The following is a 13478-nucleotide window of genomic DNA, read 5'->3' as shown; positions in this document are numbered from 1 at the left end:
CGATCATCGGCGGGCCGCCCGCCGCAGGAGGGCCTTGAACCGGGCGAACCCGGCCGAGGACAGCGCCGCGACGGCGGTGCCGCCCGACGCCGACAAGGCGATGAACGTCAGGGCTGCGGCGGCATCGGCGCCCGCGACGAACCACGAGGCGGCCGCTGCGGCCCACAGCAGGACCAGCACGGCGCCGAACGCCCCGGCGAGGACGCGGCGCGGGCCCTTCCCGTCGGGGCGGGACTCCTTGGACTCGCCGCTGCGCTTGGCGCCCTTCTGCTTCACGAGGGCCGTCTTCACGGCCGCGGTCGGCGTGATCGTCCGCTCCCACATCTCGACGCGGCCGGTCTCGGTGAACGCGAACTCGTCCGAGCGGCCCTCCCACAGGGACGGGTCGGTGACGACGAGCCGCACGGCCGCGACCTTGTCGACGGGTGCGACGAACTCGACCGGGTTCGGGCCGTGCGAGGACTCGTTGAGGAAGTCGAGGATCTCGGGGCGCAGGTGCCGCAGCTCGTCGCGCAGGCGCAGCAGCGACTCGACGTGCGCGATCCCGACGCGCTTCCCGGCGCCGGCGGCCTCGCGCACGAGATCGAGCGCCCTTTGCTGCCCGTCCTCCCAGAACCGGCAGTCGAGCACGTACAGCTCGTCGAACTCCCGCCCGTCGAGGCGGATGCCGCGGCTCAGGCTGGGCGCGTACAGCTCCCGCTCCACCTGGTCGGCCTCGATGAACCCGCTGGACTGGCCGCGGCGGATGCGCTCGCGCCAGTGCTGGTGCGCGGACTGGTACGCGGACCGGGACGGGTGCTGCCAGCCGTTGTCGATCTCGCGGGAGGTGAGCGTGTCGCCCGCGAGGCGCACGAGCGTGAACACCTCGCCCTGGAGCTTCCTGACCGCCCGGTTCCCAAACACGGCCTTGAACCGGAAGTGGAACTCGGTGTCGGCGCCCTTGCGCAGCGCGTCGAAGTAGCCCATGCGCTCGCGCACGGGCTCGGTCCGGAACATCACCGACGTCGACCGCGGCCCCTGCACCGGCCGTCCGGTGTGGACGGCCGTCAGGTCCTCGCGCACGCGGATGCAGTTCGCGAAGGTCATCACCAGCGCCGGGTCGGCGAGCATCGGCGCGACCTGCCGCTCCAGCCACCGCGGGTGCGCCCAGTCGTCGGAGTCCAGGCCCGTCGTGAAGACCCCCTTGGCCTCCATGAGCGCCCGGTTCCGCGCCTTGTACGTCCCGGAGTTCTCCGGCAGCCGGAACAGCCTGATCCGCTCGTCGAGCGCCGCCGCCCTGGCGAGGATCTCCCCGTACTCGGGCCCCGACGCGTCGTCGACGAGCAGCAGCTCCCAGTTCTGCCAGCTCTGCGCCACCACCGAGTTCACCGCCGTGAACAGCGTCTCGTCCGGCTTGAAGCACGTCATGACCACGCTGATCCGCCGCTGCGTCCGCACCGGCGCGGCCGGCCCGGCCCCGAGCCGGTCGAACCGCACCCCGTCGCCTTCGGCCACTTCCAGATCGGGCATCCCCGCGAGCACCCGGAACCGCTCCAGCCACGCCGCTTCGTCCCCGCCCCGGTCCGGATGCACCTCGTCGGCTTCGAACGCATGCCGCCACCTGGGCACCATCCCGTCGAACCGCTCCAGCACCCCCGCAGCCGACCCGGTCACCGCCAGCGCCGCCTCCGCGTACCGCACCTGGAACTCCGCGACGATCGCCCCCGGATCCAACCGCTCCGCAAGTCCGAACAGCGCATACGCGTCCCGGTACTCCCGCCGCCGCGACAGCGCGGCCGCATAACCGGCGAGCCGCGCGGCGTCGATCTCGGAGGTGTCGGCGGTCGGGTCGTCGGCGACGGCGAGGAGCGCCTCGCGGTCGTGCGCGGGGCTCACCAGGCGGGCGGCGATGCGCACGGCGAGGTCGGACCTGGTCCGGATCGTGGTCGCGTACAGCGCCTGGACCGACTGGCTCCGGGCCTCGCGGAGCAGCAGGGCCGCCGATTCCGGGTCGAGTCCGTCCAGCACGGGAACCGTGGCGGGCGCCGTGACGGGAGTGCGGGAAGCGGTGGAGGTCAAGGAATCAGCCAACCGTCGGGAAAAGGAAGCAAAGGGAGGCAGATCGGCGTTGAACCGGGCCGATCGTAACACGCACGGCGTTCGTGGAAGGTTCGCATTCCTGCCGGAGCAGTTGCGGCTGACCAGGTCACGAGGCGTCTCCTCCCGTCGGGCGCGCGCCGAGCCGGATAACGCGGCGGACGAGCGCGGCCGGTGAGAAGTCCTGCTCGACCTTCTCTTGGGCGCGCCGGACCTGCTCCTCGTACCGGCCGGGCTCGTCGACGAGCTTGCGGACCACGCTCTCGACTTCGTCGGGCTCGCAGTAGAGGGCGCCCTCGCCGAACAGCGCCTCGAATCGCGGGTCCATTATGCACGGCAGGCCGACGGCCATCGCCTCCATGGGCGAGCGGCCGAACGCCTCGACGTACTGGAGCGAGGTGAAGTAGACGTGGACGTCGAGGCCGTGCAGGAACTCCCGCACCGGCACCGAGCCGAAGGGATGGTCGATCCAGTTGTCCGGGACGGACCCGAGCATCTCGCGGGGGGTCTCGACGCCGCCGAGCGAGTGCACCTCGAACTCCGGGGAGGCCGGGTAGCAGCCGAGCACGGCCTCCGGGGTGTCCGGCCACTTCTGCGGCGCGTCGCGGGCGTGGCGGCCGATGCGGATCGGCCGGTCGCCGGGGCGCCGCTCGGGGCGGATCCAGTCGGCGACGTCGATGATCTCGTACCAGTACTCGTCGGCGATGTCGATGCCGTCGAGCTCGTGCCCGTGGTGGCGCTCAAGGGTCTCGCGCACGGCCGGGCCGATGGTGTACCAGGTGTGGTCGCCGAGCCAGCCCTGCACCGTCTCGAAGACGGTCCGCACGCTCCACTGCTCGCGCCGCCCGCCGTCCTCGTCGTAGAACGTGAACGGCGGCTGGTTCACCAGGAGCACGGTGCGGCCCGCCTCGATCTCGGGCAGCTCGTCCATGAGCCGGCCCATGATCGTGGGCAGCCGCACGATGGCGAGGTCGCAGCGGACGCTGTCCTGGGCGCTGACGAGCACCACGGCGTCGTCGTCGACGAGCTCGGCGATCTTCGGGTTGATCGGCGTCGCGACGTCCCACCGGTAGACCGGGTGGTGCAGCAGGCCGACGCGGAACCCCGCCCGGGTGAGCGCGGTGATGTCGGCGACGTTCGCCGAGGTGTTCCCGCCCGGCAGTCCGAAGTGGGACACGATCAGGACGTCCAGGGAGTGGTCGACGCGGGCGTCGTGGGCCCGCGCCTCGGCCTGGAGCCACGCGTCGAGCGTCCGCAGGGTCCGCAACCGGTGCTCGGGCCGGTTCGAGCGGTTGCGGGCGGTCCGCAGGAGCGGCTCGATCGCGGTGGCGGCGAAGCCGTTCTGGAGCCGCGCCGCCCACTTGTCGTGGTAAAGGTCCTTCTCGTCGACCGCGTCCTCCGGTGCCGCCGCGGGCGACTCGGCGGCCGCCGCGGCGGCCCGGTCGAGACTGCGGCGGACCTCGACGTTGCGGGCGCGACCCGCGACCTTCGCGAGCAGGGCCCCGATCACGGCGAGTTCGGCGAGGACGATCGCGGCGGTGACCGCGACGGCCGCGGCCAGGGGCAGCAGCAGGACCGCGGCAGCGGCGGCGACGGCCCCCGCGGCCGCGGCGGCGAGCCCCGTCCTGGAGTGGTGGTTCGTTCCGGCGCTCATCGCGTCCCGCCTTCCGAGGCAGTGGCGGCCAGGTCGGGGACGCGCACGCCGAGCGCGGCGACGCGGCGCAGCAGCGCCTCGTGGGAGAAGTGCTCGCGGACCGTCGCGAGCGACCGCTCCGACTGCTCGCGGTACCGGCCGGGCTCCATGAGCGCGCGCACGACGGCCTCGACCTCCTCGGGTTCGCAGTAGACGCCGCCGTCGCCGAACAGCGGCTCGAAGCGCGGCGGCATGACGCAGGGCAGCCCGGCGGCCATGGCCTCCATGGGGGAGCGGCCGAACGCCTCCACATAGTCCTCGGCCGTGAAGTACACCGCGACGTCGAGGCCGTGCAGGAACTCTTCGGGCGCAACGGAACCGAACGGGTGCCCGGTCCAGTTGCCGGGGAGCCGCCCCAGCACCCGCTCGGGGGCCGTGGTGCCTCCGAGGACGTGGATCTCGACGTCCTCCGCGTCCGGGTAGGTCGCGCGGAGGTCCTCGGCGATCGTCTGCCACTTGAGGGCGTGATCGCGGGAGTGGCGGCCGATGCGGATCGTCCCGTCCGCCTCGCGGGGGCCGTCGCGGCGCCACCGGTCGGGGTCGAGCGACCCGTACCAGTAGCCGTCGGCGAGGTCCACGCCCGCCATCTCGGCGCCGTGGTGGGCCTCCAGGGCCTCGCGCACCGACGGCCCGATCGCGTACCAGGTGCTGTCGCCGACCCAGGACTTCAGGTTGTCGCGGACGGTGGCGACGTCCCAGGAGAAGTGCCTGCCGACGCCGTCGGGCCCGTACGCCTCGAACGGGGTCTGGTTGATGAGCAGGACCGTCCGTGCCGGAGTGATCTCGGGGCGGTCGTCCATCAGGCGCGACAGCGACGGCGGGAACCGGACGATCATGAGGTCGCAGGTGACCTCGTCGCCCTTGCCGAGCAGGACCACGTCGCCGCCGACGAGCTCGGCGATCTTCGGGTTGATCTCGCGGCCGACGTTCCACTCGAAGACCGGCTGGTGGAGCAGGCCCACGGACAGGCCCGCGTCGCGGTACGCCTTGACCTCCTCCGCGTTCGACGCGGTGGTCCCGCCGAGGAGGTTCATGTTCGACACGAGCACGATGTCGAAGTGGCGCCGGACCGGCTCGCGCCGTTCGCGCCGCACCCGGTCCCTCCAGGAGACGATCGCGTCGAGCATCGCGAGCCGGAACGCGTACGTCCCCTTCTCGTTGTCCGCGTACTGGTACATGACCGGGAGCGCGGTCGCGGAGAAGCCCTGGTTCAGGCGGGCGGTCCAGCGCTTGAGCGGCCGCAGCTTCCGCGCGGGGAGCGGCGCGAGCACGGCGCCGGTGCGCTGCCGCGCCTTCGGCGCCTCGGCCGCCGGGGCCGGTGCCACCGACGCCTCCTTGAGCGCGGCGAGCAGCCGGGCGAGCATCACGGCCACGAGCCCGAATTCGAGCACCACGACCGCGGCGACGACCGCGAGCGCGACCGTCCGGTCGGGAACGAGGACGGCCGCGAGCACGGCCGCCGCGATGCCGGCCAGGGCCGCCGACGGTGCGGCGCCGAGTCTGCGGACGCGCCTGAGGAGGTGCTTGATCTGCTTCGCCATCTGCTTGTCCGGTCGTCGGTCGCGGGTCGTCGTTGCTCGGGGGGCGTTCATCGCCGCGCTCTTCGCATGGCGAGGGAGGCCAGCGCGACGGCGGCCGCCGCGGCAGCGGCGAGTCCGGTCGCCGCGGCGGTCAAGGCCGCTTCCGCGGAGTCCGCGGCGATCAGTGCGACCCCGGCGCCGGCGGTGAGCGCCAGGACCGCGGCGCCGACCAGGAGCGCGTCCTTGCGTCCGCGGCGGGACCCGCGACGCAGCCGCAGCGGTGCGGTCGCGACCGCCTCCTCGCGGACCGCTTCGGCTGCGGCGGTGCGCAGCTGCGGGTAGTCCGCTTGCAGGCACACCAGCAGCGGGGCCTCCGAGACGACGAGCCGGTCGGTGTGCAGCCGTTCGGGGTCGGCGAACTCGATTCCGAGTTCCGCCGCGGCGGCGAGCGCTTCCGCGGCGATGACCGTCGGCCCGACGCCTGCGTCCTCCCAGGCCGCGTAGTGGACGATCGCGACGGCGGCGCCTTCGGCGGCGGCAGCGGCCGCGCGTTCCAGCAGCGCCCGGCGGTCCTGGTCCAGGCGGCGCCAGTCCGCGGCGACGACGAGGTCGAACCGCTCCGCCTCGACACCCCGTTCGAGCAGACCGCGCGGCGCGGGGAACGGCCGCTCCGGCGGGGACGCGGGTAGGAGGGACTTGGCCTTGCTCTGCTGGATGCGCTTGTGCCACTGGCGGAATGCGCTGTTGTAGGCGAAGCGCTCGGGTGTCACCCAGGCGGCGGAGACGTCCCCGTCGGACAGCGACCCCTCGCGCTGGCGGACGATGGTGAGGAAGTCGCCGTACATGACGCGGACGCGGTGCTTGCCGAAGTGCCGCTGGATGCGGAGCTTGAACTCGGTGTCGCCGCTCTTCAGCACGGTGTCGTAGAAGCCGATGCGCTCGCGGATGAGCGCGGTGCGGTACATGATCGACGTCGACCGCGGCTCGGTCAGGCGCAGGACCGGCGAGACCGCCGGTTCGAGGTCCGCGGTGCAGCGGATGCCCTCGGCGACGGTCATGACCAGGTTCGGTTCGGCCAGGAGCGGGGCGATCTGCCGTTCGAGCCAGCGGGGGTGCGCCCAGTCGTCGGAGTCGAGGCCGGTGATGAACGCGCCCGCGGCGACGCCCATGGCGCGGTTGCGGGCCCGGTAGGTGCCGCCGTTGGTCCGCTGCCGCAGGAGCCGCACGCGCTCGTCGAGCCCGGCGGCCTCCAGCAGGACCGCGTCGTACTCCGGCTCGGAGGCGTCGTCGACCAGCAGCAGCTCGAACCGCCGCCAGGACTGGGCGAGCACGGACCGGACCGCGGTCAGCAGCTCCGGACCGGGCCGGAAGCAGGTCATGACGACCGAGACGAGCGGGCCGTCGCCGACCGCCCGGTCCTTCTTCGGCGCGAGCCGGGAGAGGAGGTTGTCCTCGGGTCCGGTGCCCGCGAGTTCGAGGTCGCGCCATCCGGCGAAGTCGAGGAACGCGGGGAGCCACCGGCCGGTGTCGGCGGGGGCGGCGGCGCGCAGGACGGCGTAGTCGACGGCCTTCCACCAGGTCGCGGGCACGCGGGCGTACGTGCCGCGGAGCCGCTCCAGTAGAGCGGTGTCGCCGTGGAGCGCGGCGAGGCGCACGTGCGCGACCTGGTCGCGCTCGGGCACGGCGTTCCCGAGCAGCTTCGCCGCCCGGCCGTACATGGCCAGCGCGGCCCGGTGGTCGCCGTCGCCGAGCGGCTGCGCCGCGAGCGCGTACGCGAGGTCGCAGTAGGCCGCGAGGTTGAGCTCAGTGGACGCCGCACGGGCGTCGAAGCCGGTGTAGTCGTCGGTGCCGCGCCGGCCCGGGCAGGCGAGCGCCGCGAGGAGCACGCGGCCGGTCCGCGAGCGGAACCGGAACGCGTTGTCGAGCACGGCGCCAGCGCCCGAACGGGCCGCGACGTGCGGCAGCGCCGACTCGACGTACTCGGCAAGGGTGGCGGAGGCCATGCTCGTCCTGATTCGATCGCAGGGGGTTCGCTTCCGACCCGGAGGCGGAGGGGCGCGGGCGGGCGGTCAGGTGAATTTTAGCGGTCCCGTTCCATCGGAGCGGTACTGGTGATGCACGGTGTGCGCTCCGCGACCACGGTATTCGCACGAAAACGCCGCACAGGTTCCAAGCGGCGCGGAACCGGGCCGTCAGAGGGCCGCTTCGCCTCCGCGCCTGAGCACGAGCGTGCCGTGGTCGTGGCCGAGCGATTCGAGCGCGAACCCCTCGAGCTCCGCCGCCCACCGCTCGCCGATGGCGCGCTCGTCGGGCCGCCGCGTGTCGTCGAGGACGACGAGGGCGTCCTTCGCGAGGCGGTCGAGGAGCAGCGGCACGGCGGGGTAGCGGGCCTCCGAACCGACCGACGCGGGCGGGCCGTCGACCAGCAGCAGGTCGAACGGCCCCTCCGGGACGGCGTCGAGGTCGTACCACGGCCAGACGGCGTCGCCGACGACGGCGTCGGCGAGGGGCGCGTCCACGACCTCGGCCCATTCGCCGAGGCCGCGCTCCTCGATCATCCGCCGAGTGGCCGCGGCGAAGCGCGGGTCGTGCTCCAGCGAGACGACGCGCCCGTGCCCGCGGGCGCGGAACGCGTACGCGAGGATCACCGTGGTCGTGCCCGAACCGCATTCGAGGACGCTGGAGCGCCCGGCCTCGGCGACCTCGCAGTAGAGGTAGCGGGCCAGGTCGGCGCCCGCGGACCAGCCGTGCATCTGGGGGAGGGCCCGGTCGGGCTCGATGTCGCGGTACAGGGCGGTGAGGTCCTCGACCTCGGCGTAGACGATCCGGTTCCACTCGCGCACGAGGCGGCGGGTCATGCGCGGGATCGACTCGACCTCCTCGCGCACGGCGCCGATCGCGTCGAGGACCCGCCCGGACCGGTCGTCCTCGCGGACGAGTCGACGCGTGTCGCCCGGGACCTGCCGGATCCGCGCGTACGTGGCGTCGATCCGGTCGGCGAGGTGCCGCCGCCCCTGCTCCTGGTCCTCCTGGAGCCGCTTGACGCGCCGCGAGAGCCCCGAGACCTTCTCGGTGAGCTGCCGGACCGCCGCCTGCTGGCGCCGCTGCTCGGCCTGGGCACGACGGGACTGCCGCCACAGCAGCGCCGCGGCCCCGCACAGGGCGGTGGAGAACAGGGCGTACCCGGCGAGCGCCGGGCCTCCGAGGAGGTACCCGGCCCCGCCCGCGGCGGCGAGCGCGACGGCTCCGGTGAGGGCGGCGCGGATCCGGAAGCTCATGTCGATGGCCTAACTCGTGCGAGAGGTGCGTGCGGGGATGTCTGCGTCCGCGGCGTCGCTTGACCGGCGTGGACGCGGGGCGCCGCCGCTCGCCGGCCGGGTGGGGTGCCGGCGTGCCGATCCTATCCAAGTCCTCGGGAGCGGCTCAGCGGTGCCGGAACGCCCTCGGGCCGTTCGGCTCCAGACAGGCGCGGACCTGCTGGGAGAGGTCGTCGTAGTAGTCGTCCACGTAATGGAACGGGGCGAGGCCCCAGCGGTGGGACGGCTCGGCGACGCGGAGCGCGGGATCGGGTTCGACCGGGACCGCGCGGTCGCCGAGTGCCGACTCCAGGACCGCGTAGGCCCGTTCGAGCCAGCGGTTCGCGGCCTTGGCGCGGGCGGCCTCCTCCAGGGTGCGGCCGCCGGTGTCGCGGAGCGCCCAGTAGGCCCGGTGGACCACGACCGGCTGCTGCGGGAGCAGCGCCGCGAGCCGGTCGCAGGCGGCGGCGAACGGGCCGGTCCCGGAGAGGTCGCGGTCCTCGGGCACCTGGACGACGCCTTTGCGCTTGGCGAGCCGGGTCCGCTTGAAGTACGAGGACGCGGTCACGATCCCCGAGCCGGTGTGGGCCAGCGGGGACCGCTCGTCGATGAGGTCGATGACCACGGGGTGGTCGAGCGCCGGCAGCGTCCGGGCCGCGGTCTTGCGGTGGTCCTCCTCGATGACCCGGCGCTGGAAGGACGAGTCCAGGGCCACGTCCCCCGGATCGATCGGGGAGGGCGCCGACACCAGGCTCTGGACCCTGGTGCGGGAGAAGAAGTGCACGGGCGGCGGCAGCGGTTCGCGGCCGAGGTCGGCCGCATCCCTCGTGACGCAGGAGCCGACCAGGGAGTAGGTCAGCGGGGTCCCCGTCATCGCGAACGGCTCCTGTCACGCATTGTCAGGCATTGCAACATTTGGGAGGAATCTACCTTCCGGTGTGCGGCAACGCGGGCACGGCTCCGCCGCGCGCCGGGCCCGCGCCTCGGCGGCGGTCAGACGCGCGCGTGCGCGGGAGCGGTGAGGAGCGCTCGGATCTGCGCGGCGAGGTAGTCGTGGTACTCGGTCACGAAGTGGAACGGCTCGTGCCCCCAGCGGTTGTACGGGTCCGGGACCCGCAGCTCCTCGGGCATGGAGACGACGGCCGCTCGCGGCCCGAGCGCGCGGATGAAGAGGTCGTACGCCGGGGCCAGCCAGGCGTTGTGGCGCTCGGACTCGGCGAGGCGCGCGACCGGGGAGCCGTCGGCCTCCCGCGTGGCCCAGAACGTGCGGTGGACGATGACCTTCTGGTCCGGCCGCAGGAGCGCCGCGAAGCGGTGGCAGGCCTCGGCGAACGGGCCGTCGGCGCGCAGCTCGGTGTCCTCCTGGACCTTGCGCTGGCCCGACCTGCCCAGGAAGTCCTTCTTGAACGCGCTGGTGGCGGTCACGATCCCGTGCCCGGTGTGGACCATCCGGAGCCGCTCGTCGCCCAGGTCCACCACGAGCGGGTGGTCGAGCCGGGGGAGCGTCTGCGCGGCGGTCTTGCGGTGCTCGTTGAGGATGACGCGCCGGTCGAAGGGGTTCTCGGTGGAGATCTCGGCGGGGTCGATCGGCGTCGGAGGCGAGACGATGCTCTGGATGCGCGTGCGCGAGAAGTACTTGACCGGCCTGCCCAGCGGGGCCCGGCCGACATCGGCGGCGTCCCGGGTGACGCAGGTGCCGAGGATCGAGTAGCGCAGTGGTTCGGGGGTCATGAGCGTATCGCTTCCTGCCACGGAAATATACGAGAGTCATTCATACAGGGCTCCGCCGACTATAACAGGCCCATCGCGCACCGACCGTGATGAACCCATCCGATCGGGCCCTATTGGTCAAAGTGGACAGATCCTGCGGTGCCGCTCGGCCCCGGTCCCCGGTCCGCTCAGTCGAAGGGCAGGTCCCCGGCCCCGTCCGCGAGGACCGCCCGGTACCGGTCGTGCCACTGCGCGAACAGGCTCGCCCAGTGGAGGACCCGCACGTGCGCCATCTTGACCCGCGACGGGTCGAGGGCCTCGGGTTCGAGCAGCCGCGCCGCCGCCTCGCGCGTGAACAGGGCCGCGGCGGCCTCCGAGGACCGGATGTGGTCGGTCGCCGCCTTGAGCGCGCTCGCCTGCGCCTGGCTGCGGCGCCGCCACCGGACTCCTTCCGGCAGCGGGTCGTTCGTCGACGGGAGCCCCGCCGAAGCGGGATGCGCGGCGGCGAGCATCCGCCGGTAGAAGCCGCCGCCCACCTTGGCCTCCAAGGGGACGCGCAGCGCCGCCTTGAGCACCTCGGGGTGCAGGAACGGGAATTCGAGCGCTACCTCGGGGCCCATGAGCCACAGCGGAGCGGGCGCGATCGACCGGGCGGTCCGGGTGCGCAGCGTCGCGAGGGTCGCCGCGGCGTGGTGCCCGGCGACTCCGGCGGCCGCGGCCGCGAGCGCCCGCTCGCTGCGCTCGGTGAAGGACCCGAGGACCTCCGGCCGCAGGAGCGCGTTGCCGCGCAGGCGGTTCCCTTCGAGCTCCTCCCAGATCAGCCGCAGGCGGCGCCCGGGGTCGCGCTCGTCGTCGATGCCGCCCGGAACGAGCAGCGCCTTGAAGAGCACGTCGCCCGCGAGCCCGTCGAGCACGGGCGAGCCGTCGCGGTGCAGCTCCCTCGCGAGCGGCATCATCCAGGTGTGCAGCGTGGTCTGGAACGCGGTGCGCTCGCGGACGGCGGTGTGGTCTTCGGCCCAGGCGTCCTCGCCGGGGATCAGCACCTGCCGCCGCACGCCGAGCGCCGCGGCGACCGGTCCCGCGTATTCGAGGTCGAGGTCGAGGCCGTCGTCGGGGCTGGTCGTCCACGCCCGCATGCGCCGTCTGCGGCGGGTCGCCAGTGCGCCGAGCAGGCGCGAGTCCCAGCCGCCGCTCAGCGCGATGACGGTCTTGCGCGTCGGGTCGACGGCCTGCGCCACGGCGTCGACCGCGTCGGCGGGCGTGAAGCCGGGGTCGGGTTCGACCCCGGTCCAGGACGGCTCGAACGATTCGAGGCGCAGGGTCCCTTCCTGCCAGGTCCACGCCTCGGCGGCGCGGAGCCGCCTGACCTCCGCGAACGGTGTGGCGTCGCCGGCGGGGCCGGTGAACGCGAGGATCGACGCCCATGCGTCCCAGTCGATGTGCAGCCCGGCCCCGCCGAGGCCGAGCAGCGGTTCGAGGCGCCCGGCGAAGTAGACGGCCCCGCCGATCCTGCGGAAGTAGACGTCCTGCATGCCGAGCGCGTCGGTGTGGACCGCGACGCGCCCGTCGTCCCCGGTCTCGACACCGGCGGACATCCGCGACTCGGAGGCCTCACGCCAGCCGCGCGGCGGCGGGCCGTCCGCGAGCGGGTTCCAGAGCAGCCCCTTGCGGCCGCCGGACCGCCACGGCCGGAGGCGGTGCGAGGCGAGCAGTGCCAGGCGGTCCCCGGCGATGGCGGTCTTCAGTGCCGACGGCGCGTCCGCGACGAGCGCGCCGAGGAGCGCGTCGTCGCGTTCGCCGAGCGCGCCGCACACGTACGGCCGGGAGCGGAATTCGAGGGCGGGGTCCGAGGAGCGGTGCATGAGGTGGTCCCGAAGAGGTGGGGCGGGCGCCGGAGTCGTTCAGGACGGGCGGGGTCGGCGGCGAATCTACCAGTCCGCGCACGGCGAAGGGCGGGGAGCCGGAGCTCCCCGCCCTTGCGAACGCCTGTTGCGGCCGGTTGCTAGACCAGGCCCTTCTTCTCCAGGGCCGAGCAGACCGTGTCGACGATCTTGCCGGTGACGAGGTAGGGGTCCATGTTCGCGTTGGGGCGGCGGTCTTCGAGGTAGCCCTTCTTGTCCTTCTCGACCTGCCAGGGGATGCGGATCGAGGCGCCGCGGTTGGAGACGCCGTAGGAGAACTGGGTGTAGTGGGCGGTCTCGTGGGCGCCGGTGAGGCGGTCGGCGATGCCGTCGCCGTAGACGGCGATGTGCTCGGCGGCCTTCTCGCCCAGGGCCTCGCACGCGGCGATGATGGGCTCGTAGTCCTCGCGCATCGCCTTGGTGGAGAAGTTGGTGTGGCAGCCCGCGCCGTTCCAGTCGCCCTTGGCGGGCTTGGGGTCGATCGTGGCGGAGACGTTCCACTCCTCGGCGGTGCGGTAGAGCAGCCAGCGGGCGAGCCACAGCGAGTCGGAGACTTCGAGGGCGGAGGCGGGGCCGACCTGGAACTCCCACTGGCCGGGCATGACCTCGGCGTTGATGCCGGAGATCGGCAGGCCCGCGGCGAGGCAGTTGTCGAGGTGCTTCTCGACGATCTCGCGGCCGAAGATCTCGTCGGCGCCGACGCCGCAGTAGTAGCCGCCCTGCGGCGCGGGGAAGCCGCCCTCGGGGAAGCCGAGCGGGCGGTCGCCCACCATGAAGGTGTACTCCTGCTCGATGCCGAACCAGGACTCCTGCGAGGCGTACTTCTCGGCGATCTCGGCGGTCGCGGCGCGGGTGTTGGAGGGGTGGGGGGTGAAGTCGATGTCGAGGACCTCGCACAGGACCAGGAGGTGGTCGCCGCCGCGGATGGGGTCCGGGACGGACTTCACCGGGCGCAGCACGCAGTCGGAGGTGTGGCCCTCCGCCTGGTTGGTGCTGGAGCCGTCGAAGCCCCAGATCCCCGGCTCTTCACCGGCTCCGAGGATCTTGGTCTTGGAACGCAGCTTGGCCGTCGGCTCGGTGCCGTCGATCCAGATGTACTCGGCTTTGATCGCCATCGGTGGGAGCCCTTCTTCATACGCGGTCCAGCCGTGAAGCTGTGCTGCCACGCTCCCAAAGGGCAATTTCCCCCTCGTTGATCACATGTAAACAGTCTGTTAAGCGGTGCTGCGGGTGAGCAAGCAGGGACTGTGAGTCCTTCTCGCCCTATTTTGGCTAGAAAATC

At 73.0% G+C, this 13478-nt stretch carries 9 protein-coding genes; all 9 read right to left on the bottom strand.

Translation table 11 applies throughout. The features are described 5' to 3' along the window. Nucleotides 1-3: 3 nt before the first annotated feature. The 9 genes from B0I28_RS28270 to glnII all read right to left on the bottom strand — a co-directional run bounded on the left by B0I28_RS28270 (nucleotide 4) and on the right by glnII (nucleotide 13311). A complete protein-coding gene (locus B0I28_RS28270) occupies nucleotides 4-2058 on the bottom strand; it encodes a glycosyltransferase family 2 protein (protein WP_146148069.1) in 2055 nt (684 codons plus the stop codon). 127 nt (nucleotides 2059-2185) lie between these two features. Then, nucleotides 2186-3730 carry a glycosyltransferase family protein gene (locus tag B0I28_RS12515; protein WP_106364160.1) on the bottom strand — a complete coding sequence of 515 codons (1545 nt, stop codon included), beginning with the start codon at nucleotides 3728-3730 and terminating at the stop codon, nucleotides 2186-2188. Then, nucleotides 3727-5361, bottom strand: coding sequence for a glycosyltransferase family protein (locus B0I28_RS27245; protein WP_181245768.1), 1635 nt, complete (start codon nucleotides 5359-5361; stop codon nucleotides 3727-3729). Before B0I28_RS27245 ends, B0I28_RS12515 begins: the two co-directional genes overlap by 4 nt. Beyond that, nucleotides 5358-7292, bottom strand: coding sequence for a glycosyltransferase family 2 protein (locus B0I28_RS12505; RefSeq protein ID WP_106364159.1), 1935 nt, complete (start codon nucleotides 7290-7292; stop codon nucleotides 5358-5360). The genes B0I28_RS27245 and B0I28_RS12505 overlap by 4 nt, the downstream gene beginning before the upstream one ends. Before the next feature lie 189 nt (nucleotides 7293-7481). After that, nucleotides 7482-8567 (bottom strand): class I SAM-dependent methyltransferase, encoded by a 1086-nt coding sequence (locus B0I28_RS12500; RefSeq protein ID WP_106364158.1) that lies wholly within the window; start codon nucleotides 8565-8567, stop codon nucleotides 7482-7484. A gap of 145 nt (nucleotides 8568-8712) precedes the next feature. Further along, entirely contained in the window at nucleotides 8713-9459 is a 747-nt protein-coding gene (locus B0I28_RS12495; protein ID WP_106364157.1) for a DUF6270 domain-containing protein, read from the bottom strand. Between the two features lie 119 nt (nucleotides 9460-9578). Next, complete coding sequence (locus B0I28_RS12490) at nucleotides 9579-10316, bottom strand: DUF6270 domain-containing protein (protein ID WP_106364156.1); 738 nt, start codon at nucleotides 10314-10316, stop codon at nucleotides 9579-9581. A 167-nt stretch (nucleotides 10317-10483) separates the two neighbouring features. After that, entirely contained in the window at nucleotides 10484-12157 is a 1674-nt protein-coding gene (locus B0I28_RS12485; RefSeq protein WP_106364155.1) for an asparagine synthase-related protein, read from the bottom strand. A 140-nt stretch (nucleotides 12158-12297) separates the two neighbouring features. Further along, entirely contained in the window at nucleotides 12298-13311 is a 1014-nt protein-coding gene (gene glnII, locus B0I28_RS12480) for a glutamine synthetase (RefSeq protein WP_106364154.1), read from the bottom strand. Nucleotides 13312-13478: the final 167 nt, after the last annotated feature.

It is taken from the genome of Glycomyces artemisiae (assembly GCF_003002955.1).
Lineage (GTDB): Bacteria > Actinomycetota > Actinomycetes > Mycobacteriales > Micromonosporaceae > Glycomyces > Glycomyces artemisiae.
This window is presented reverse-complemented; position numbering and strand designations above follow the sequence as displayed.